The sequence below is a fragment of the Paenibacillus sp. FSL L8-0641 genome, from assembly GCF_038006265.1.
Taxonomy (GTDB): Bacteria; Bacillota; Bacilli; order Paenibacillales; family Paenibacillaceae; genus Paenibacillus; species Paenibacillus polymyxa_D.
In genome coordinates, this window is record NZ_JBBOUW010000001.1 from 2,829,828 (window position 1) to 2,851,087 (window position 21,260).

The following is a 21,260-nucleotide window of genomic DNA, read 5'->3' on the forward strand; positions in this document are numbered from 1 at the left end:
ATTACTGTCCTCCTGTAGCTAGCGTCATAATATTTTCTTGTGTGGCTTCTTCCCTGCTCAGCTCTCCGCTGATCTTTCCCTCGTGCACTACGACAATACGATCGCTCATGCCGAGTACCTCAGGGAGTTCCGAGGATACCATGATAATCGCGACTCCACGTTCGGTCAACTCGTTCATCAACTGGTAGATTTCCCGCTTGGCTCCCACATCCACACCTCTCGTCGGTTCGTCAAGGATAAGTACATTCGGACCAATACCTACCCATTTGGCAATAACCACTTTTTGCTGGTTACCACCTGACAAACTGCGAACCGTTGTTTCGCCCGATTGGGTTTTGATTTGTAAGCGCTTAATTAAAGTGTTAACAAAATCTAACTCTTTTTTACCTGAAATAAATCCTTTTGAAGTAAAACTGAACAGATTCGGCAGTACCATATTTTCCCGGATAGAAAAATCCAGCACCAAACCCTCATCTTTTCGGTCTTCTGTAATGAAGCCAATCCCTAGTTTCACTGCATCATCCGGTTTACGAATAGACACCTTTTTTCCACGCACATGAATCTCACCACGATCCAAAGCATCCAGTCCAAATAACGCACGCATGATCTCGGTCCGTCCCGAGCCCATCAAGCCTGAAAAACCTACAATTTCCCCAGATCGTACAGTGAAATTCACATTTTCAAACAACCCTTTATGCGAAGCATTTTTGACCTCCAGCACCACTTCTCCCAAAGCAGGCGTTCTTACCGGGTAGCGTTCAGTCAGCTCTCTACCTACCATTTTCCGTACAACCTCATCAAAATTCGTATCGGGAATCGCCTGAGTATCCACCGTTTTCCCATCACGCATGATGGTAATCCGATCACAGATCGCGAATATTTCCTCCATCCGATGTGAAATATACACAATCGAAACACCAACTTTTTTCAAGGAAGTAATAACCTCGAATAGCTTCTGAATTTCCCGTTCGGTTAAGGCGGCTGTCGGCTCATCCATCACGATAACTTTAGCATCTGTCATGAGTGCTTTGGCAATTTCAATCATCTGCTGTTGACCCACTGAACACTCGCCTGCTTCACCGTTCAATGGAAGGTTTACCGAAAGCTTGCTGAATTGTTCATTTGCTAGCGCTTTCATTTTGGAGCTATCTAGTAAGCCCCACTTGGATGTCATTTCCTTGCCGATAAACAGATTTTCCAGCACAGTCATCTCCGGCCACACATTCAGTTCCTGATGAATAAAAGCAATTCCTTTTTGCTCCGCTTCTTTGGGGTCAGCAAAATAGGTTTCCTGGCCGTCAATGATGATCGTTCCCTCATCTCGCCGATGCAGTCCGATTAGAATATTCATCAGCGTTGATTTGCCTGCACCATTTTCACCCATGAGGGCATGTACTTCTCCTTCACGAAGATCAAAGTGAACACCACTCAGTACCTGATTGGTTCCAAAGGCTTTGTGAATTCCTTTCATTTGAATCTGCATGCTGTACCCTCCTTTTTATTCAATATTGATTTATCCAAAATGGACTCCTGCCTGCAAAATACAATTGGCATACGGTTTAGCTTCTCCTGTACGAATGATCGCCTTTGCATAACGGGTCAACTCTTTGAATTGTTCATGAGAGCAAAACTCAATGACGGCAACTTGCTTACTAATCTGTGGCTGTTCTAATTGCTCCCCTGCAAAGTTGTGCATAATATACTGTAATGCTTGTTCATTTTCTTGTTTGATTTCTTCGGCCAGCGTTACTTTTTCGATCACCATATCTGCTGCAATGACATCAACGACGTCCTGAAAGGATGGAACACCCAGTTTAAGGGCCAAATCAATTTTGGTAACGCCTTCAGGAACAGGTAAGCCAGCATCAGCCACGACAATATAGTCAGTGTGGCCGAGATCCGACAGTATTTTGGATATATGACTGTTTAGGATTCCATGTTTCTTCATATTATATTTGCTCCTCCACTTCACGACGGGTTGGCATTCCACCTTGGGCTCCAAATTTGGTAACGGATAATGACGCAGCACGATTAGCAAATTTCACACTGTCTGCCAGCGAATTTCCTTCAGCTAAAGCCACTGCAAAAGCAGCGTTAAACGTATCTCCTGCACCTGTCGTATCAATAGCTTCTACTTTATAAGTAGGAACCACGACTTCCTGTTCTCCGTCGAAGAACCGTACACCGTTGCTGCCCTCAGTCACAAACAGCTTGTTGGGATATTTGCGCAGCGCTTCTTGAAGACTTAAATCCTTAAACATAATGGCAGCTTCATGCTCATTAGGCGTAATGTAGGTCGCATTCGCAATTACGCTTTCCTCCACTTCACGAGCCGGGGCTGGATTCAGCAACAAGGGTATCTGGTATTTCGCACAAATCTCGCTTACGTAAACAACCGTTTCTGTTGGTATTTCCTGTTGAATTAGCACAATATCCGAACTTCGGATGACGTCAAGCGCTTCTTCCACATAGGCGGGTGTCACTTCATTATTCGCTGCTTTTACCACGACAATACTGTTATCGCCTTCAGCTAGTATAATATGCGCTGTACCGCTTTCCATATGTGTAACCGGTTTCACATAATCAGTATGAACATGATTTTCTTCAAAATTACGTAAAATCTGCTTTCCAAAATGATCATCCCCTACTCGTCCAATCATCGTAACGTCGGCTCCGAGTCGTGCTGCGGCTACTGCCTGATTGGCTCCTTTACCTCCAGGTACGGTTGTGAAGCTTTCACCCAATACCGTTTCACCAGCACCGGGACGTTTGGACGAAGTAACTACGAGATCCATAGAACTGCTTCCGATAATCGAAATTTTAGCCATCATTATCCACCCTTCTCGTTGTATCCCGTTCTATAAATTTGACGGGCAATTGTATGCTTGAATAGGTAAGTACTTTCGAATGAAGATTAGGTACACTTGACTTCGTTACTTGCGAATGCTCAATCAACTGAATGAGTAGTCCTGCTGCTTCCCAGCCCATTTCATAAGCAGGCTGTCGGATCGTTGACAAAGGCGGGAATAACAAACTACTTAATGGTATATCATCAAACCCGATAATTTGAACATCATCCGGGATTTTCTTTCCTAATCTATGTGCCTCATGCATCACCGCTGTAGCCACGATATCATTACTTGCGATAACTCCGTCCGTATCGGGATACTTGCTAAACAGCTCTTTGGCCCACGACTCGGCCTCCTTGAACGAAAAGGACGTTGTCTCGATCACATGGTAAGCAATTCCGGATTGCTGAAGCTCTTCAACCGCCCCGCGAAAACGATCTTGTGCTGGACGAATATGTGCAGGGCCCTGCATGACTGTAATTTGCTTGCTGCCGCGTGCAACCATTTCTTGAGCAGCCAAGCAACCGCCATGGGCTCCATCTGCATATACGGAGAGGCTGTCACTGGAAGTTCGATCGAGAAAAACGACCGGGATCTTCAGTTTGGCGTAACAATCGGCATCGGGATCATTGGTAGAAGAAATAACACCAACGACATTATTTTGAACAAAAGTATCCATGTAATCCAATTCTTTTTGGCGATCTTCATCACTATTACCGAAAATAATCCGAAAGTCATTTTCCTGCATTCGATCCTCCACCCCACGAGCTAACAAGGGAAAGTAAGGGTTCGTAATATCCGGCAGCAAAAGACCGATTAATCTAGATTTCTTTTTATACAAAGAACGTGCAACTTCATTAGGCTTGTAATTTAACTGCTTCACAGCAGCCTCAACCTTTCGCCGTGTATCCTCATGCACATATCCAGTTTCATTGATAACTCTGGAAACGGTTGCTACGGAAACCCCTGCAAAGCTGGCGACTTCTTTAATTGTTGTCATAGTGTAGGTTCAACTCCAATGTGTAACCGGTTACACATATAAAATATCACAGCATTAATTTTTTGACAAGCATTAATTTTTTGCACGTTAAATCCTTTAGCTTTATAATTCTTATTGTAACTAGTGAAGTTCCACCTTTATACACATTCTAAAGTGAGGAGCAATGCTCCCGGTTACACAATAAAATACGTATACATGGAGGCTTATCCCTGATGAATATTGAAGTTTGGTCTGATTATATGTGTCCGTTCTGTTATATTGGTAAACGCCGTTTGGAGCAAGTGTTACAGAAATTTCCACATCACGATGAGGTGCAATTGACATTTAAGAGTTTCGAATTGAACCCGGGTGCTGTGAGAGATAGTGGTAAAACGATCAATGAAGAATTAGCCGCTAAATATGGGGTCAGTCTGCAAGAGGCTCAGGCTATGAATGATCGAATGAATGAAAATGCACGCTCTGCGGGTCTTGAGTATAATATTCATGCCATGGTGCCGACGAACTCTCTTGATGCTCACCGCTTAACACTTTGGGCTCAAACACAAGGCAAAATGCTGGAGCTGAGCGAGCGCTTATTCCATGCTGTTTTCATCGAAGGCAAGCATACAGGGGATCATGAAGTGCTGGCAGCGCTGGCTACTGAAGTTGGTCTAGATCAAAAGGAAGCGGCTGCTATATTAGCCAGTGACCGTTTTACCGACGAAGTTAGAGCTGATGAAGCCGAAGGCGCTGAGTTGGGTGTTCAGGGTGTACCATTCTTTGTATTTGATCGAAAATTTGCCGTTTCTGGTGCCCAGCCGGAGGAAGTGTTTCATGATGCGCTTCAAAAAGCATGGGATGAACGCTCACCTTTCACCATGATAAGTGGCAGCTCGTCCAAACAGGATGCAGGTGGTGTATGTACCGATGAGGGTTGTGAGCTTCCAGGCCGCGAGAGCTGAACAGTCCTTGAATTAACATTTCCAACTCCCTAAATAAATTTTAAAAAAGCGTGCCAGCCCCCTATTAAACCTGAGGCTGGCACGCTTCTTTATTTTATAACGATTTAATCATTCCGCCATCCACAAGGATGGTGCTCCCTGTCAAATAGGATGAAGCTGAAGACGCCAGAAAAGCAACAACTTTACCGAACTCTTCAGGCTCTCCATACCGCCCCAATGGAATGCCCTCTTCTGCTTGTTTTCGAACCTGATCCGTCGTTTGCTGGGTTTTCTCAGCTCGATGCTCGTCCAAGCTACGCACGCGATCGGTTGCAATTCTCCCCGGTGCTACAGTATGTACCAGAATATTATGAGGAGCCAATTCCAGAGACAATGTTTTCGCCAATCCAGCGACTCCAGTACGTAGCGTATTTGAAATGATTAGTCCCGGAATTGGCTGCTTAACTGAGGAAGAAGCAATATTTAATATCCTACCGCTTTGTTGTTTTTTCATATAGGGTAAGACCTCACGGATCAACCGGATATGACTAAGTAAATTTTGTTCAAAGGCCTGCATCCACACTTCATCAGTAAAATCATCAAAGGTACCAGCAGGAGGCCCACCCGCATTGTTAACCAAAATATCAACGGTGCCAAACAAATCAGCTGTACGGCGGATGGCCTGGGAGATATCTTCTGGTTTTGTTACATCGCAAACTACATATTCAACGCGGCCACTCGCTGTTTCCAGTAATTCCGCCTGCGTCCGCTGAAGCTCTGCTTCGTTCCGTCCTGAAATGATGACATTCGCACCCTCGCGTGCCAGCTCCCGTGCGCTTGCCTTGCCGAGTCCTTTACTGGAACCTGCAACAAAGGCTGCTTTTCCCGTTAATCCTAAATCCATCTATAACACTCCCTTTTGTCAGTGTTCTCTATTTAATTGTACACATGACCAGCACATAATGCGAATAGCTTGGTAGTATCATGAAGGCTATCTATCCTCTCACCATTAAAAAGAATACGGAATCATTCATTGCAAGGTAAAACAAAAAGGCCTGACATTTAGTCAGGGGCCCTTTTTGTTTACAAAATATTTGTTACAGCACGTTATGATGTTGATGCAGGTGTTGTTGGCTGCTCGTATACAACAACGGACTGGCTCTCAGGCTCCCATTTAACATTTGTCCCCAAGGCCTCTCCGATTACCCTTACAGGTACCATTGTCGTCCCATTCACTATGGATGCTGGCTGCTCGATAGAATACGGCTGACCGTTAATATATGCTTTCGGACTGTTAACAAATAATTTGACGGACACGCCGTTACGGGTGACAGTAACAGCCTTTTCTTTCGGATCCCAGGAAACCTTTGCATCCAAAGCTTCGGAAGCTGTTCTAAACGGAACAAGTGTGGTCCCATTGCGGTTAATCGGTTTGGCGTCGTATTCTTCACCATTCACGAACAGCTTCATACCCGACGGCCGTCCGGCCTTCTTCGAGAATTCACCCAGCTTTTTGTAGCTGTCCAGATCGGACACATTAGCCAGTACCGCCTCCTCCTGCATGTAAACGGCATCTGTCACATTTCCGTTTTCAGCCAGTAGCTCAGCTGCCTCAGTCAGTGCTTTACCAGAATTCCGGATCAATTCAAGTTCAGCAACCTGCTCCGAAGTCAAACGGTCCGGGTATTTCGTAAGCAGCAGATTCGCAATAACCGCTCCTGCCGGCTTATCCTTCGTATTTTCTACCGCGTGAAGCAGACCCTTGTAACCGTTGCGTCCCTTGTGACCATTATGGTCTTTGGACCCCCCGTATGTATCATCCGTTACTGCAACAGGTTCAGTTTTTCTGATTTCTGCGTGTTTGTCTTTTTTACTGTTTTCATCCTTTTTACCGGATGCTTTGTCCTTTTGTTTTTTGGACTGATCATTGTCTGAGTCATGGGGATTGATTAGCTCTTCCCCGCTCTTTTCATTCCCGTCTTTAACAGACGTCTTTGCTTCCTGTTTGTTCCCCTGATCATTTCCGCGTCCCTGCTTGGCTTCAGCGGTTCCCGCTGCCAATCCCAAGACCAGTATACACGCTAGTAAAGCTGTCCAAGTGTTTTTCATGATGCGATTCCTCCTTATAGTAAACACCGGGCTCAATCGTCCCTAGATGTATTAACGGTTTCTCTAAGCTGATTTTTTATCTTTTTTTATTTAATGTGTGAGACACCACTATAGCTGCAGTCCAGATTACCAAAACCACTATAAAATTTTATTATACGCCTAACCTATTTACACAGTATAATGAGAAAATGCCCATGCATTTATAAGAAACAGCCTTTACATTCGCATAATAGAAAGAAGATGAAACAAACATGTTCGGCACCATTCTTTTGGACGTTGTTTTACCTATTTTTGTACTTATCGGTTTTGGTTGTATCATGCAATATTATTTTCGACTGGATTTGTATACCTTAGCTAAAATCAATTTTTATTATATCACCCCCGCAGTTGTGTTTACGGGTCTATATCACTCGGAAATTTCTTTAATGCTCATGGGTGAGGTTTCACTTTTTTATGCCTTGTACATAGCTATTCTGTACGTAATCAGTACTACCGTCGCCAGATCGCTGAAATACAGCCCTGGAATGCGTGGAGCTTTTACAAACAGTGTAATGCTAGATAATTCAGGAAATTATGGTCTACCAATCAATCAGTTGGTGTTCAAAGGTGATCCGCTAGCCATTTCCGTTCAGGCTCTGATTATGACCTTTCAAAGCTTTGTTACATTTACATACGGTACTTTTGTTGTACAGAACGGTAAGGCTAACACTCGAAAAATTTTAATTAACTTTTTGAAAATGCCTGTACCTTATGCACTTGCACTAGGTTTGCTCCTAAATCTGTTGCATAGTCCGTTGCCTAATTTACTGGCTGAACCTTTGAATTATATTAGTCAGTCGATGGTTGCCGTGGCTCTGCTTACTTTGGGAGCACAAATTGTGCAATATCCCTTTCGCTTGCGCCGTACAGCCGTGTACATCAGTATGGTACTACGCCTGATTGCTGGTCCAATAGTCGGTTTTATGCTTGTCTTGCTGCTGGGTCTTAAGGGGATTCCCGCTCAAGCCTTGCTCATTGCATCGGGTATGCCTACCGGAGTTAATACAAGTATTTTGGCGGAAGAATATAAAAATGAACCCGATTTTGCCGCACAAACAGTATTACTTTCAACGATTATGAATGTCATTACGATGACACTGTTAATTTCAGTATCCCGGCATCTTGTTTGAGGTGTATGATAATATAAAAAATGGATTAGAGACGCTTTTTGTCTAAGGACAGGAGCGTTTCTTTTTCGAGATAAAAGAACATACGTTCCTGTTGGTGCTTCTTTTTTCTACTTAAGGTGGTGTGTTTGTTATATTGAGATCGTATGCGAGAAAGAGTTTTTTTCTATTGTTAATTTTTCATATAATGAAATAATTATATTATCTAATTTGAATCTCTATTAGTTGCTGTTTTCAACTTGTCGTTGCTTTTTCCTAAAAAAAGAATGCGGGACAACAAGGTCATCAAAATAAAGCCAGCTCACTCATTAGAGTGGCTGACTTAGGATTATCCTTATTAAGGTTTAGGGCTCAATTCCCCATTGCTTGCTTCCAGACAGATAAGCGGTTATTTTAGCAGAATCTTGTAAACTGTTTGCTGTAGGATTAAATGAATAATCATCGGTCTGTGTGTAACTACTCCAGTCCTCTTTGGATATCCGGGTTTGCAAATCCACACTTTGACCAGGCTCTAAAGAACCCGCAGCCGATTTAAACCCAATTTCTGCATAAGAGTCTGCCCCTAGCTTCGCATTGGATAATGTTTTGAAGCTAGCAATCACATTCCCTGTACCGACGCTCGACCAATCCGTGAAGAAATTTTGTGTTTTCTCCCCGTTAATGGTGTAATAATAACGCAATGTCACATCTGCTAGGGAAATGGATGAGGTTCCCGTATTGGTTATTTTAAATTTGGAACTGATTGTATTGCTTGTGGTGGATACATTCCCATTGAAGGTTTGCACCTTCAGAACGCCCTCGCCTGTTCCTGGCTCACTTGGCGTATCCCCTTTCACCGTAATCGTAAACAACGCATCATTGCCTGTACTAAAATGGAAGTTTAGTGCTGTCTCTCCTTTAGGAAGTTTAGATAAATACTTGTTGGTAAGAACGACTGTATCCTCACTAAGCGTATAATCTTCACCTTTGTTCAACACCACACTCCCCTGCTTGATCGCTTCCAGCGTATTGCCGTTAAGTGTTAGCTTGACAGTAATATCTGTATTGTTGTTATTCACTCCATAGGTTGCAGTCGTTGGTGTAATACTTGCTTGCCCGGTAGATGGCTGATCACCACCCACACGATCTGCCACCAGAATGCCGCGGCCATTCGTTCCCAGATAAGCACGTCCATAAACCCGCGGGTCCCCAATAATTTTGGTCACTCGAGCATATTGATGTTTGTCATCATTAATGCGCGCCCAGTTTGCACCAGCATCGTCCGATCGGTAAAATCCACGTGTACCATCTATTTTACCAACGATAAATACCGCTGCATACGTGCGGTTCGGCGCTGCCTTACCAAAGCCTACAAAATCCGCTTCCTGCACATTAGAGAGCTTGGTGAACGTAGCGCCGGAATCGTTGGAATGCCATAAGCCATATGGCCCCCCATCCTCGGAGCCTCCGGCGAACCACACATCTCCTTCTGCTCCTCGTACAGCATCAATATCAGCATTGCCTGCTGTCGGTAAGCCAGTTACCGCTGAAGGCGTAAAGGATACGCCACCATTGGTGCTCACATATATTTTCCCGGAGGCAAATGCGTAATATTTATTAGGGTTCACTCGGTCAGAGACGATCTTTGCATTCGCTGGAATCCCTGTGCTTGCTGTCCATGAGTTGCCACCAGTTTTGGAGTAGAACACACCTTTGTCTGAGGTACTCCACAGCAAGCCATTACCATCTGCTGCTACAGCGATGCTGCCCCCTCCTGCTGTACCAGAAGGCTCGCTATTTGCCTTATACCAGTTGGCTCCACCATCATTGGAAATACCGATGGATTTGGCATTTGGATCTTTTTTATAATCCGCTTTACCTACCCGAGCCATAAAAGAAGGATTCAGCTCGGCATAATCAATACTTTCGCTGCTTGTAAAAGTCGGATTATCCAGCATTTTAGCTGGAGCCTTGAATAAATCGTCATGTCTGAATCCAGAGACATCACCTACTGCGCTCACCAAAGGCGCGCCGGTTGGAGGGCTCACCAGATCCAAAATCGCCGTTTCCTCTACCCCTTTAGCGGCTACTGAAATATCCAGCTTTCCGCCTTTATCCCAATTGGTTAGATTTTTAGAGCCATAAATCGTAGCTCCGGTGCCGTACAACATATGGTCTGAATTAAATGGATCTATCTCCAGATCACCGATCATCCACCCCAGCTTGGGCGATACTTCCGGTGGAGCCGGGTTGGCATTGAAAGTCAGCCAAGGTGCACCGCTTATATCCAGATTATATTTCAGCTTGCGAGACGGATAACCATCAAATTCCCAAATAGGACTCCAGGTTGCCCCACTGTCCGTGCTGCGGTAAATCGTTTCATCCGGCCACCAGGCATTCAACGTAGCAACCATAAGTGTACCTGGCTTCTGGGCATCCACCGTCAGTCCACCATATCCAAAATGATTGTCCGCGCTACTGCTACCTATGGGGCTAATGTTAGTCCACTGCCCGCTGGCTGTATTCAATTTCCACAGTTCACCCTTTGTTCCGTCATATGGACCGGCTCCATCGCTATAAGAAATATATAGATTGCCGTCCGTTGATAACACACCGTGATGTGGCAAATAGCCCGTAGGCTGTCCCGCTATAGCAGACCAGGTTGTCCCGCCATCTGTACTGCGATAGACACTTTGCTTTTTATCTGCTACACCTACATAGATCGTCTGCGTTGCTTTACTCGAAGAGCCTGTTTTTTTGTCAAAGGTGATCCAGGCTAAACCGACAATGTCGCTGGTATATTCATTGGAAGGGTCCTGTACATACGTCCCTGGATTTGGGAAACTGCTCACCTTGCTCCAAGTTGCTCCAAAATCAGAGCTTTTCCATAGTCCATTACCACTTCGAGCTCCAAAGAACAAAATATTATTCCTATTTGGATCAATCGTCAGACGTTCCCCCATCGAGCGCCCCGGCATATTGCCCCCCACCTTAAAAGGAAGCTTGGTCGTCTGCCACGTATTGCCCCTGTCGGTGGAACGCATAATTTGCCCGTTTTGTTTATCCCATGAATTAGTATACGTACCTGTAGCTATATATACACGGTTTGGATCAACAGGATCAGTCGCTAGTGCATCGACACCATTTTTGTTCCAATCCTCCCAGCCCACAGAATCCGTCAGCGGAATCCAGCTCTCATTGGCAGCATTCCACCGGTAAGCCCCTCCAATATCTGTACGTGCATAGATCAGGTCTTTTTCCGTTTCATTAAAAATAATGCCAGGTACAAAACCACCACCTCCACCCGTAACGACACTTTTCCAACTGTAATCGTCACTTGAAGCAGCATGAGTCGGCGCTATCATTCCTGTCCAGGAAGCACCCGCTACCACAAGCGCCAAACAAGCAATCTTCAACCTGTTTTTTGCCTTAGTCAATGAATTCAACCTCCTTCTTCATAATCATTTGAATATACGAATTCGTTCCTATCGTTATCGTTGCTTCTCACAATTCTGACAAATGTTCTCTTAGACTCACCCCCATTCATCCCAATAAATATAGTGCAACACCCAATTTGTTAGCGCTTACACTGTTGTCATGCTCAATAGATTCGTCATCTTTTTTTCATTTCCTTGTACGAAAAATCAAGATCATGCGATATTATCTCCTGCTCCGCAGCTTATAGTATGAGGTTTAGACTTCCTTCAGAGTTAACACCTTTTATTTATTTCTATTATGAATTTTTCACATAGTGAATTAATTACTTTATTTTCATTCTTTATGGGTGTCAAAATACTTGGATTTACAACAAAAAAACCGCGCTATGCGCGGTTCCAGCTTCCGTTACTTCCGTTAATACTGGCTTTAGTCATAAACAAATGCATATTATTGCAAGTATTCAAGCGCCAGAGCTAAAAAAATATGCCCTGAGACGAGCAATGCCCGCTCATCAAAATCAAAGTGAGGATGGTGATGAGCAAAATGCGTTCGTTCATCCTCATTACGGGCACCTACATGAATGAAGGCTCCCGGTCGTTGCTCCAAATAATAGGCAAAATCCTCTGCTCCCATGACCGGCTTCAAATCCAAAAAAGCGTCTGCTCCATACAGTCTGCCGATGAGCTCGCGTACACGCTCCGTTTCGGCTTCGGCATTCACCAAAGAAGGATAGCCATTCAAATAGTCCATTTCGTATCCGGCATGATAAGCCTCAGTCAACCCCTTGACGATACTGCGAATTTCATTCTCGACTTCCTTACGCACTTCCTTATTAAACGTACGTACAGTCCCTTCAATTTTGGCCTTATCTGCAATCACATTAAAGGCAGTTCCAGCTTGAAATACCCCAATCGTTAACACTGCTGATTCAATAGGGTCCACCCTGCGACTAACCACCTGCTGCAACCCGTTCACAATTTGACTGCCGATAACAATAGAGTCTACCGTCTGGTGCGGTCGTGCGCCATGCCCGCCTTTACCGTTGATCTGGATCGTAAACGCGTCGACAGCCGCCATCGCAGGCCCACTCTTTAATCCAATTTTACCAAAAGGAATTTCAGACGCGAGGTGAATACCGTATACCGCCTCTACCCCTTCCAGACAGCCATCCTCAATCATAAACTTGGCTCCGCCAGGCGGTTTTTCTTCTGCATGTTGAAAAATAAACACAAGCTTTCCCTTCAGCGCCTCACGGTTATGGCTCAACACGCGTGCCACTCCAAGTAATGCAGCCGTGTGACCATCATGCCCGCAGGCATGCATAACACCCGGAACGGTCGATTTATAAGGCACTTCCTTTTCATCCTGAATAGGAAGTGCATCAAAATCAGCACGAAATGCAATCGTTCTACCTGGCTGACCGCCTTCTAAAAACCCGAGCACACCGTTTCCACCCACATTCGTTCTTACCTCAATACCAAAAGAGCGCAATTGATCGGCGATAAAAGCAGATGTATTCGTTTCTTCAAAAGAAAGCTCGGGATGCTGATGTAGATGTCTTCTCCACGCAATCAGCTCTTGTTCACCATCTTTTAATTCCTGAACCCATTTTTCTAGCATAATACCCTCTTTTCCTATTGAATTTATATGCTTCTATCCTTATCTTACCATGAACAGCCTGTAGAATGTAGCTCTCTTATCATAGAAGACTTGAATTTACAACAAAAAAGAGCCGATAGGATACTCTCCCCAACTCTTTTTCATTACTAACTTATCTATTTAGAATTTTTCAGGTATTGAAAAACTGACTAATGTTTCCTCTTACGGGATGTGTCTGTTCCCTGTACTCACCTTTCGTATAGCTTCCAATCACCTTACGCCAAAAGGATTGTGCCGGCCTATTCGTACTCATCTGGGTCACCTTCCAGCGTCCGTTAAAACGTCCAAACAGCTCATGAGCCGCCCAAGTCCCAACCCCATTATGCCGATAAGGACGAAGTACAAAGAACTCAGCCATGTAGTAGTCAGCTTCTCGATTGCTGGACATTCGGTCAACGAGTGCAAAGCCCACAGGAACATCCTGTCTCCAAATCAGAAAAGGCAACTTCTGTTCGCCGCTCGTCCAATATTGATACAAGTCTGGATAAGCCGGGAATGTCCCCTTCTCAGTGACATCAATTCGCAGATAGGCTGTAAAATCGTATAAATAAAATTGCATGAGCTGTACAATAATGTCCTTTTGCGACTCCGGTACACTCTTAATAGACAGCTTCAGTTCCGATTTGATATTATACCCCATACTTTCACCTCTCTTGGCGGTTCAATCCGTTCTTTAACTTCGAATTACATCCCATCCAGTGCTGTTCAAAATATGCTAAAATACATATATATTATGACCGGACGAGGTGGAACCCAATGAATATACAAAAGATCATCGACCGGCGCAAACTAGATGAAAAAATGCCGGGATTACCATGGTACGTGCAGCAATTTATGGATTATAAGCTGCCCGACCTGTCCCCTTCCACACTACTAGAATATGTGCGGGATTACGAAGCTTTCTTTTCATGGCTTCGCTCGGAAGGCTTGTCTGCCGGAGAAACGAATGCCCAAGTTACACTTGAAGAGTTGGAGACACTTCACATGGACAGTATTACAGGCTTTCGATTATTTCTGTCTACTAAGCGCGAAGGCTCCAACTCCCGTATAACCATTTCACGTAAGCTGTCGTCTCTGCGTTCGCTTTTTCATTATTTAAGTCAGATCGCTGAGGATGAAAATTTTTATCCATTGCTCAAACGCAACATTATGGCCAAGGTTGAAATCAAGCGTATACATAAACCCAAGGATACGGCGGCCAAGCTTAAAGGTAAAATACTGGAAGAGGAAGAACTGCTTGAATTCATCGGTTATATTTATGAAGGCTATGGTCAGGATTTAGCCGATAACAAGCAGGCGCTATACTCCTATGAACTAAATAAGGAACGGGATGCCTGTATCGCCAGTCTCATTTTGAACTCAGGCCTGCGCGTATCTGAAATCGTCAATCTGAATCTGGATGATTTAGACATAAACAATAAATTATTATATGTGTATCGCAAAGGCAATAACGACGAAACCTTTAAAACGCCGGTGTATTTCCGCGAGCAATCCAAAGATGATCTCGTACTTTATTTGTCCCTGAGACATACCCGTTACCGCGCTCCAAAAAAAGAAAAGGCTCTCTTTGTCACACGTCCTAACGGGAGTACAGAAGGCAAACGGATGACCAAAAGAGCGATTCAGGCAATGATCATCAAGTACGCCAAGCGTTTCGGTAAGCCTTACCTTACCGTGCATAAGCTTCGTCATTCCTTTGCTACTGATTATTATTTACAAAATGATATTTACAAAACAAAGGAACAACTGGGGCACGCTTCGACAGAAACAACAGAAGTGTATGCCCACCTGACTGACAAAACCATGTCCCAGGCGATCGAACGGCGGGTAGAGACTCTAACCGACTCAGCCGATTGATGTCTCACCCCTGCTTATTCCTCATTCCTTCTATCTGCTTTTGAATCTGTTCGAGTAGCCAGCGGCCTGCGGGTCCGTTGGCCTCAGCAGGAAATATTTGTATCATTTCATCTGAGTAGTGACGTTGAGCCCAATCCATTTGATGCTCCCAAACCGCTACCCCCTGTACATTTGTCAGCTTATCGGTAAGCTGAGCATCCGATTGTTCCTTCACCATGACAAGCTTTGGATAATCCTCCTGCTTGAAGCCTTCCAGCAACACACAATCATAGGCCTGAAAATGCCGTATCAGACTGGTGACAGGCTGACTATTCTCCTCTAAAATAGCTGTTCTTCCAGCCGAAACAATAGCTACGCCTTCAGCACCCGCCTGTCGGTGCTTGTACGTATCAGTACCCTCATGATCCATTTCAAATTCATGTCCATCATGCTTGATCACTGCTACGCGTAGACCTGACTTCTGCACATAACGAATTAACCCTCCGAGAAAGGTCGTTTTCCCCGTATTTTTGAATCCGACGATTTGACATACAAATGGATGTTTCGTATTCACGTTACCTGTCCACCTTGTAATACCAGTACTCGCACCTCTTCACCTTTGCGTAATCCTTCTGTTGTAGGAGGAATCACGATCAGACAGTCGCTGTCCTTAATGGTCACCATGACACTAGATTCATCTGCTCGCGCAGGAATCGCGTATACTTGCCCACCACGTATCTCCAAAGAGCTGCGTACAAAGCGTGTATAGTTGTTTACCTTCGTATAATCTGCGCCTAACTTCGCCGTCCAGGTTTGTAAATATGGATGTGCCGAAGATAACATCATTTGGATCGTCGGCCGTACAAACAGCTCACAGCCTACAAAGCACGCACCGGGGTTGCCTGAAAGCGCAAATAACAGCTTGCCGTCAATCACTGCGGCTGTGGTCACACTTCCTGGACGCATCGTAACTTTGTTGAACAGCATATTCACATCTTCCTGTCGTACCAGGTCACCCATAATATCAAAATCCCCCACCGATACTCCTCCACTCGTGACCACGATATCATAGGCAGCTATGGCTTCACGTACAGAGGTACGGGCAAGACTCAAATCATCATGAATGGCTTGTAAAATGAACGGCTCTCCTCCTGCCTCTCTGATTTGAGAAGCCAGCATATATGTATTACTGTTTCGAATTTTTCCCGGTTGTAACGGCTCATCCACTGCGAGCAATTCTGACCCTGTGGAAAAGACAGCCACCCTTGGCTTCCTGTAAACAGGCACCCGATGCACACCAAAAGTAGCCAGTACTGAGACATGCCCCGCTCCCACACAAGTTCCCTTACTGAGCAAAAGCTGACCTTCCTTAATCTCATGACCAATTTGTGTCACATTTTTGCCAACTTCCATACGCTTCTTCAAGCCAACATATGTCTGTCCATTTTCCTCACGCAGCTGTGTCGCCTCCAGCATAACCACCGTGTCCGCTCCTTCAGGTAGTTGTGCTCCTGTCATGATGCGGGCTGCCATTCCCGTCTCCACCCGCTTGTCCGATACGGTGCCACAAGGAATTTCATCAATCACGTGTAGCCAGATTTCCTGACCGGTCGAACAGACTTCAGTGTCCGAGGCAAGGATCGCATAGCCGTCCATACCAGAACGACGAAAGCGGGGATACGGATGTGGCGCAGTCAAATCCATCGCCAGATAGCGACCATGTGCTTGCTCAAGCCCTACGTCCTCCCTTTCACCCTGTTTAACATGACTAGCTATCCTGCTTTGTGCCTCTTCCACCTGAACTGCTTTACGCTGGAATTTTTCTGCGTTTAATGATGTATGATTCATATTTTCACTCCGTTCTTCTTAAATGCCCTCTTTCTGTTATAACGCTAAAACCGTTATCTGGCAAATCCAAACGGTATTTATTGAATTGCTCCAAGTCTTTATCCGCCAAAAAACAGCCTGGATATCATATCGCGGCTGTTTTTGGTAGATTTCAGTTTTTAATTTTGCGTATCATCCGGTCATTTCTCTATTTTATTAGTTTATATTAATTTTTCCGAAATAGATTGAATCTATTGAAACCTCATATAACGAGGACATTTGCTGTGCTCGAGCTATTGTTAAATCGGATGAATCTTCCTCTATATGTTTTAATTCATTCATTGACATACCAAGTATATTGCAAGCTATTAACTCACTATATCCTGAAGCGAGTCGTGCCATCTTTATTGTATAAAAGCTAGTGCAAGTTACATTTTCATTTTTATCTGCAACCATCCAATCAACTCCACAATATAATTGATAAAAAAGTAATTTACCTGTATACTCTGAACGAAACACTTTTCCCCTGTTAGGAGCAAGTAAGGTGCAAAAACTTACTCGGGGGAAATGCCTTTTGAAAGAGGAACTCAAATCTCATGGACGCACTCAATCATGGCTCGCCCGACGAACTGGATATTCGCGGCAACAAATATCCAACTGGATCGCGGGACGTGACAAAATGTCATTCGAGGCGGCAGTCCTCATTTCTAGGATATTGGAGTGTAAAGCTGAGGACTTATATGAGTGGGAACTTGCCTGACAAACAGGCATTTCCTTCGGGGCATTTGTACATGCCGGCATTTACAATATATATCCCGCTTTCACCCTCCTTTTCTTATATGTAGATTGTTTTCACCTTTATTTAAAAGATTGTTATTTTTTTCATAATCAATTTTATCACATGGAAAATGATTAAAAACGGGAAATATGTCGAATTAAATCGAACCCGTCCGGCTTATCCTAGTCTAACTGATTATTGACTTATTCATTTAAATCTGGTAACAAAAATGACCCCTGAATTTTCATGGGTCATTTCCACAGTTTTTTAAGCGCTTTAAGTTTATTATGAGACATCGAGCAAGTGAAGTCAGATCCTTCGAATCGTACCAGCCCTCCAAATGCGTTAGACTCAATTTCACAAACCAAGTCAAGATTTATCAGGGTATCTTTATAAGCTGGATATAGATACGGAAAAGCTTCCCTGCAAGCCTGTGCGGTTAGCCCGATTGTATAAGAACGATCTCCAGAGTTGAAACGCGGGACATAATAATTTTTTTTAGGTTCCCACATATCCACACTATGCATATTCATTACCTTAAAAAAACCGCTCACTGCTGCCTTACCCACTACCTTAATTTCCGATCCGAAAATATAACGAAATTCTCTATCGGCATTCATTGCATCTGCATATATTTGTTTCCACCGAGATAAATTTGCTGAATTTATACTTTCCTTAATATCATGATTTTTAAAAACAACCTGCCCCCCTCCATAATCTCCCGTAATGATCTTGTCCACTTGTGTGATGTTAACCAAATTAGATCCGTCCAAATTGCAAAAAGTGGGTAAGCCTACGGAACATTCATGGAGGGTGGTGGGAACTGTAAATCTTCCATGAGAAGTATGAAAAAGCGGAATGTGATAATTGCTTTTAGGCTTCCACAATTCAATCGCAACTAGGTGATTCTCACAAAAAAAAGAGCAATCTCCAAGTGAATTGTCATCAAGCAATGGAGTGGCTAGGATTCGCTTTCCCTCTTCCATTAAATTCAGTTCTTTTCTGTTTTCTTCAGCTCAGCTGGTACAGGTTTAGCGCCAAAAATTGTTTTTTCTTTTTTCGTAGACTCGTTAGCGTATTTACCAAGGCTTATACTTAAAGCTCTCGCCAATTTCTTATCCATTTTCGTTCACCTCCTTTCCATAAAGGAAGAATACTGAATGCTTGTATAATTAAAGCTAAACATATTATGTGAGATTGTATAAAAAAATTTAATATGCAAACTAAAATACATATCGTTTTATAATATTTGTGATGTTTGGTCTTATTAATATAGATAAAATGATTGGGAGCATATAGTACAAACACTAATAATGAACAAGCGTTAATTATCAAAATCGTTGCTAAACTTAAAGAGACAAAAGGTATAGTTACACATATGGCCGTTGTAAAGAAGACACAAAGTGTAAGGTTGCTGAAGTGTACCCCTCCTGAAAATCTCCTTACAAACATGATCGTAGCCAGAGCTAGTAATGCCCCCCAAAAATGTCCTGTTATCCATCCTATAACTGCGACCATGAGCACTGCTGAAATTTCGGTAATTTTTATACCAATCGCATACTCCATCACTTCAACACTTGTGGGTCCATCAGGATCAGCTTTCTTTATTTCTGATACGATGTGCCTCGATAGCGTTTCTAGCATCCTCGTAATCTCCTTTCTCTGATAAGAAGTACGATATTCCAAAAGTTAGTAATGAGATGGAAAGTAATCCTATCGTATTGGAGTTATAGAGCATATACAAAGTAACAAAAATAGTGACAAATGATATTAGGGACCCTATAATGAACATTTTATTTAGAGATGCTAGGTAATTTTCACCTTTCAAAAAATCATGTGGGGGTTGAATGATAAATGAGAATCCAAAGTTATATTTCCCCATCACAAAAGAAATAAAGTACGCAGTAAGGATGGAAGACAACTGTATAACGTATATAGAAGAGCCAGCTGTATCACTTATAACACCTGGTTGTGCTACTCCGAAAAAGTTTGCAAATATATATACAAATAGCTGTAGGTTAATGTAAGCTGTAAGACCGGCACCAGCAGAAAAAGCCGCAAGATATGTTTTGATCCCTAAACCAAATCTTAAAAAGAGAACCATTAACAAATACTGAAGCGGAAAATCTAATTTAGGCATGCCCATTACTTCTCTCATGAGAAAGGAAAACAAAGTTATGCCAATTGCATAGAGAAGTATTTTTCTTCGATTTTCCCACACGGGGAGCATATAAATCTTCAAGACCAAAGTAACTGCCGCTAAAGCATCGAAAAAACCAAGTAAAATATATAAAAAAGCAGATAACACAGTTACACCATCCTCCTATTTCGCCTGATGTAATTGTATATTTTACTAATAGATGTGGCAATGAAATAATCTAGTAAATTGGATTTTTTTGTATAAATATGCGGTGAAATTTTCTTCCCCTGGCTTTCTTCTTCAAACTCGACACCCATTTACACTAACAAAAAAAGTCACCCCAAGTGAGCGACGTTGCTTTTGCTAATGTATTATGTTGGTTTTTTTTCGATATCAAGGTTATAATCTACTTAATTTGGGGTGGAGGGATTATAGTGTCTTTAAGTGACAATTTTAAAAAATTACGTATAAAATATCATTTGACTCAACAAGAACTTGCTGAGATCGCTGGGGTTACCAATAAAGCAATTTCAGCTTGGGAGAGCGGACTTTCTGAACCACGGATGGGTGCTATAGAAAAGATAGCTCGTCATTTCCATATCAAAAAAAGCAACATTATTGAAGACGATGGTATTGAACACATAAGCTCTGATCAAGTGTAGGTCAAAGTAGACGGCAATAAAATCGAAGCAAAGGAGCACCGTTCAATTCACTTTAGGTTATATCAAACTACAAAAAAGGAACTGTGCAACAGCTCCACAGTTCCGCAAACAACTTTAGAAGAAAATAAAGTTTTACCCACTATCGTCGACTTCGTCGACTTATTTTACCTGAACCGCTACGTGTTTTGGGCTTACTATAAGATTTACGCGGCGAATCAAATATGCTGGAACCGCCGCTGTCGCTCCGGTTACGTGAAATCGAGCCTCTGCTCGGTGAACTGCTGGACCCTCTGTCGAACAAACTTCCGCTTGACCCAACGCTAGAATCCGAGTTCTTCCCTCTACGGGTAACCGAACCTTTCCGCTCCACCGTAATCGGCGGAATCGCCTTTTTCTCCTGCACTGTAGGAGCACGATATTGGCCCTGAGAAGGTCGGTATACATCTCTGCTGGAGTAGCCCCGATAGGAGCCTGAACCACGTAAGGAATCAAACAGAGCATCCAGCACAGTTGCGGTTAAGTATCCTTTTAAAAAGCTTGAACTGTAATTTTGTTCTACATACTTTTTACTGTCAATTTCAATGAGTGTATCTTCCTTCTTAGCTGGATCTTGCTGCAAATGGTACCACTCATCGCTATATACCAGAAACATCCGCTCATTGCTCTGCGGTGACATTTGTTCCGGTGTACGCTGTTCTTTCAATTCCTCCGCTACTTCCGGGACTGTCTTGCCAGCTGCCCGGTATACATACGAGGTTGAATTTCCGCTGCCACTAACCGATTCCAGCGGATACGTATCCTTTACACTTGGCGCGCCGCAACCGCTTAACACGGATACGAACAAGCTCAGCGCCACAAAGACCTTTAATGCATACTGCCAGGTGCGTTTGCTCATGT

General features: G+C 43.5%; 22 protein-coding genes. 5 read left to right on the forward strand and 17 right to left on the reverse strand.

What is annotated here, in order from left to right; genetic code table 11:
• Position 1: 1 nt before the first annotated feature.
• The 4 genes from MKY16_RS12510 to MKY16_RS12525 are packed head-to-tail and all read right to left on the reverse strand — an operon-like array spanning position 2 to position 3,849.
• Entirely contained in the window at positions 2 to 1,483 is a 1,482-nt protein-coding gene (locus tag MKY16_RS12510; RefSeq protein WP_340885597.1) for a sugar ABC transporter ATP-binding protein, read from the reverse strand.
• A gap of 30 nt (positions 1,484 to 1,513) precedes the next feature.
• Positions 1,514 to 1,948, reverse strand: a complete 435-nt coding sequence (gene rbsD, locus MKY16_RS12515) for a D-ribose pyranase (RefSeq protein ID WP_340955546.1) — start codon at positions 1,946 to 1,948, stop codon at positions 1,514 to 1,516.
• Position 1,949: 1 nt separating this feature from the next.
• Positions 1,950 to 2,828 (reverse strand): ribokinase, encoded by an 879-nt coding sequence (gene rbsK / locus MKY16_RS12520; RefSeq protein WP_069011915.1) that lies wholly within the window; start codon positions 2,826 to 2,828, stop codon positions 1,950 to 1,952.
• Positions 2,821 to 3,849, reverse strand: coding sequence for a LacI family DNA-binding transcriptional regulator (locus tag MKY16_RS12525; RefSeq protein ID WP_340955548.1), 1,029 nt, complete (start codon positions 3,847 to 3,849; stop codon positions 2,821 to 2,823). The genes rbsK and MKY16_RS12525 overlap by 8 nt, the downstream gene beginning before the upstream one ends.
• A gap of 212 nt (positions 3,850 to 4,061) precedes the next feature.
• Here MKY16_RS12525 and MKY16_RS12530 point away from each other — a divergent pair, with 212 nt between their 5' ends.
• Complete coding sequence (locus tag MKY16_RS12530) at positions 4,062 to 4,790, forward strand: DsbA family oxidoreductase (RefSeq protein ID WP_029517481.1); 729 nt, start codon at positions 4,062 to 4,064, stop codon at positions 4,788 to 4,790.
• Positions 4,791 to 4,884: 94 nt separating this feature from the next.
• Here MKY16_RS12530 and MKY16_RS12535 read toward each other — a convergent pair whose 3' ends face one another.
• Together MKY16_RS12535 and MKY16_RS12540 are read right to left on the reverse strand one after the other, a co-directional pair.
• Positions 4,885 to 5,673: an SDR family oxidoreductase gene (locus MKY16_RS12535; protein WP_029517480.1), complete on the reverse strand. Its 789-nt coding sequence runs from the start codon at positions 5,671 to 5,673 to the stop codon at positions 4,885 to 4,887.
• A 203-nt stretch (positions 5,674 to 5,876) separates the two neighbouring features.
• Positions 5,877 to 6,878, reverse strand: coding sequence for a copper amine oxidase N-terminal domain-containing protein (locus tag MKY16_RS12540; protein ID WP_340955551.1), 1,002 nt, complete (start codon positions 6,876 to 6,878; stop codon positions 5,877 to 5,879).
• A 251-nt stretch (positions 6,879 to 7,129) separates the two neighbouring features.
• On the opposite strand from MKY16_RS12540, the gene MKY16_RS12545 reads away from it, so the two are divergent.
• Entirely contained in the window at positions 7,130 to 8,047 is a 918-nt protein-coding gene (locus MKY16_RS12545; protein ID WP_340955554.1) for an AEC family transporter, read from the forward strand.
• A 341-nt stretch (positions 8,048 to 8,388) separates the two neighbouring features.
• Here the strand turns inward: MKY16_RS12545 and MKY16_RS12550 are convergent, their stop codons facing one another.
• The 3 genes from MKY16_RS12550 to MKY16_RS12560 form a co-directional block, all read right to left on the reverse strand.
• Positions 8,389 to 11,460, reverse strand: a complete 3,072-nt coding sequence (locus MKY16_RS12550; protein ID WP_340955556.1) for a X2-like carbohydrate binding domain-containing protein — start codon at positions 11,458 to 11,460, stop codon at positions 8,389 to 8,391.
• 448 nt (positions 11,461 to 11,908) lie between these two features.
• Positions 11,909 to 13,081 (reverse strand): M20 metallopeptidase family protein, encoded by a 1,173-nt coding sequence (locus tag MKY16_RS12555; RefSeq protein WP_069011749.1) that lies wholly within the window; start codon positions 13,079 to 13,081, stop codon positions 11,909 to 11,911.
• Between the two features lie 169 nt (positions 13,082 to 13,250).
• Positions 13,251 to 13,760 (reverse strand): GNAT family N-acetyltransferase, encoded by a 510-nt coding sequence (locus tag MKY16_RS12560; protein ID WP_029517475.1) that lies wholly within the window; start codon positions 13,758 to 13,760, stop codon positions 13,251 to 13,253.
• A 116-nt stretch (positions 13,761 to 13,876) separates the two neighbouring features.
• Between MKY16_RS12560 and xerS the strand changes: the two genes are divergently transcribed.
• Positions 13,877 to 14,977 carry a tyrosine recombinase XerS gene (xerS, locus tag MKY16_RS12565; protein ID WP_307345441.1) on the forward strand — a complete coding sequence of 367 codons (1,101 nt, stop codon included), beginning with the start codon at positions 13,877 to 13,879 and terminating at the stop codon, positions 14,975 to 14,977.
• A 4-nt stretch (positions 14,978 to 14,981) separates the two neighbouring features.
• Here xerS and mobB read toward each other — a convergent pair whose 3' ends face one another.
• The 3 genes from mobB to MKY16_RS12580 form a co-directional block, all read right to left on the reverse strand.
• Positions 14,982 to 15,530: a molybdopterin-guanine dinucleotide biosynthesis protein B gene (gene mobB / locus MKY16_RS12570; protein WP_340955562.1), complete on the reverse strand. Its 549-nt coding sequence runs from the start codon at positions 15,528 to 15,530 to the stop codon at positions 14,982 to 14,984.
• A complete protein-coding gene (locus MKY16_RS12575; RefSeq protein WP_029517472.1) occupies positions 15,527 to 16,804 on the reverse strand; it encodes a molybdopterin molybdotransferase MoeA in 1,278 nt (425 codons plus the stop codon). The genes mobB and MKY16_RS12575 overlap by 4 nt, the downstream gene beginning before the upstream one ends.
• 195 nt (positions 16,805 to 16,999) lie before the next feature.
• A complete protein-coding gene (locus tag MKY16_RS12580; RefSeq protein WP_029517471.1) occupies positions 17,000 to 17,239 on the reverse strand; it encodes a helix-turn-helix domain-containing protein in 240 nt (79 codons plus the stop codon).
• An 88-nt stretch (positions 17,240 to 17,327) separates the two neighbouring features.
• Here MKY16_RS12580 and MKY16_RS12585 point away from each other — a divergent pair, with 88 nt between their 5' ends.
• Positions 17,328 to 17,543, forward strand: a complete 216-nt coding sequence (locus tag MKY16_RS12585; protein WP_016820733.1) for a helix-turn-helix transcriptional regulator — start codon at positions 17,328 to 17,330, stop codon at positions 17,541 to 17,543.
• A gap of 269 nt (positions 17,544 to 17,812) precedes the next feature.
• Here MKY16_RS12585 and MKY16_RS12590 read toward each other — a convergent pair whose 3' ends face one another.
• The 4 genes from MKY16_RS12590 to MKY16_RS12605 are packed head-to-tail and all read right to left on the reverse strand — an operon-like array spanning position 17,813 to position 19,869.
• Positions 17,813 to 18,547 (reverse strand): hypothetical protein, encoded by a 735-nt coding sequence (locus MKY16_RS12590; RefSeq protein WP_165146590.1) that lies wholly within the window; start codon positions 18,545 to 18,547, stop codon positions 17,813 to 17,815.
• A gap of 5 nt (positions 18,548 to 18,552) precedes the next feature.
• Positions 18,553 to 18,684 carry a hypothetical protein gene (locus tag MKY16_RS12595; protein ID WP_256026089.1) on the reverse strand — a complete coding sequence of 44 codons (132 nt, stop codon included), beginning with the start codon at positions 18,682 to 18,684 and terminating at the stop codon, positions 18,553 to 18,555.
• The gene (locus tag MKY16_RS12600; protein ID WP_340955565.1) at positions 18,657 to 19,205 is read right to left on the reverse strand and encodes an accessory gene regulator ArgB-like protein; all 549 of its coding nucleotides are present in this window, start codon (positions 19,203 to 19,205) and stop codon (positions 18,657 to 18,659) included. The genes MKY16_RS12595 and MKY16_RS12600 overlap by 28 nt, the downstream gene beginning before the upstream one ends.
• Positions 19,156 to 19,869 carry a hypothetical protein gene (locus MKY16_RS12605; RefSeq protein WP_340955567.1) on the reverse strand — a complete coding sequence of 238 codons (714 nt, stop codon included), beginning with the start codon at positions 19,867 to 19,869 and terminating at the stop codon, positions 19,156 to 19,158. The genes MKY16_RS12600 and MKY16_RS12605 overlap by 50 nt, the downstream gene beginning before the upstream one ends.
• 266 nt (positions 19,870 to 20,135) lie before the next feature.
• On the opposite strand from MKY16_RS12605, the gene MKY16_RS12610 reads away from it, so the two are divergent.
• Positions 20,136 to 20,363: a helix-turn-helix transcriptional regulator gene (locus tag MKY16_RS12610; RefSeq protein ID WP_340955569.1), complete on the forward strand. Its 228-nt coding sequence runs from the start codon at positions 20,136 to 20,138 to the stop codon at positions 20,361 to 20,363.
• Between the two features lie 139 nt (positions 20,364 to 20,502).
• Here MKY16_RS12610 and MKY16_RS12615 read toward each other — a convergent pair whose 3' ends face one another.
• Positions 20,503 to 21,258 (reverse strand): DUF4247 domain-containing protein, encoded by a 756-nt coding sequence (locus tag MKY16_RS12615; protein ID WP_340955571.1) that lies wholly within the window; start codon positions 21,256 to 21,258, stop codon positions 20,503 to 20,505.
• Between the last annotated feature and the right edge of the window lie 2 nt (positions 21,259 to 21,260).

Coding starts and splice junctions, on each gene's coding strand:
- MKY16_RS12595 (WP_256026089.1), bottom strand. CDS start 18,684: ATGGATAAGAAATTGGCGAGAGCTTTAAGTATAAGCCTTGGTAAATAC.
- MKY16_RS12545 (WP_340955554.1), top strand. CDS start 7,130: ATGTTCGGCACCATTCTTTTGGACGTTGTTTTACCTATTTTTGTACTT.
- MKY16_RS12615 (WP_340955571.1), bottom strand. CDS start 21,258: ATGAGCAAACGCACCTGGCAGTATGCATTAAAGGTCTTTGTGGCGCTG.
- MKY16_RS12525 (WP_340955548.1), bottom strand. CDS start 3,849: ATGACAACAATTAAAGAAGTCGCCAGCTTTGCAGGGGTTTCCGTAGCA.
- MKY16_RS12510 (WP_340885597.1), bottom strand. CDS start 1,483: ATGCAGATTCAAATGAAAGGAATTCACAAAGCCTTTGGAACCAATCAG.
- MKY16_RS12560 (WP_029517475.1), bottom strand. CDS start 13,760: ATGGGGTATAATATCAAATCGGAACTGAAGCTGTCTATTAAGAGTGTA.
- MKY16_RS12555 (WP_069011749.1), bottom strand. CDS start 13,081: ATGCTAGAAAAATGGGTTCAGGAATTAAAAGATGGTGAACAAGAGCTG.
- rbsD (WP_340955546.1), bottom strand. CDS start 1,948: ATGAAGAAACATGGAATCCTAAACAGTCATATATCCAAAATACTGTCG.
- MKY16_RS12535 (WP_029517480.1), bottom strand. CDS start 5,673: ATGGATTTAGGATTAACGGGAAAAGCAGCCTTTGTTGCAGGTTCCAGT.
- MKY16_RS12575 (WP_029517472.1), bottom strand. CDS start 16,804: ATGAATCATACATCATTAAACGCAGAAAAATTCCAGCGTAAAGCAGTT.
- MKY16_RS12540 (WP_340955551.1), bottom strand. CDS start 6,878: ATGAAAAACACTTGGACAGCTTTACTAGCGTGTATACTGGTCTTGGGA.
- rbsK (WP_069011915.1), bottom strand. CDS start 2,828: ATGGCTAAAATTTCGATTATCGGAAGCAGTTCTATGGATCTCGTAGTT.
- MKY16_RS12590 (WP_165146590.1), bottom strand. CDS start 18,547: ATGGAAGAGGGAAAGCGAATCCTAGCCACTCCATTGCTTGATGACAAT.
- MKY16_RS12600 (WP_340955565.1), bottom strand. CDS start 19,205: ATGCTAGAAACGCTATCGAGGCACATCGTATCAGAAATAAAGAAAGCT.
- MKY16_RS12530 (WP_029517481.1), top strand. CDS start 4,062: ATGAATATTGAAGTTTGGTCTGATTATATGTGTCCGTTCTGTTATATT.
- xerS (WP_307345441.1), top strand. CDS start 13,877: ATGAATATACAAAAGATCATCGACCGGCGCAAACTAGATGAAAAAATG.
- MKY16_RS12580 (WP_029517471.1), bottom strand. CDS start 17,239: ATGGTTGCAGATAAAAATGAAAATGTAACTTGCACTAGCTTTTATACA.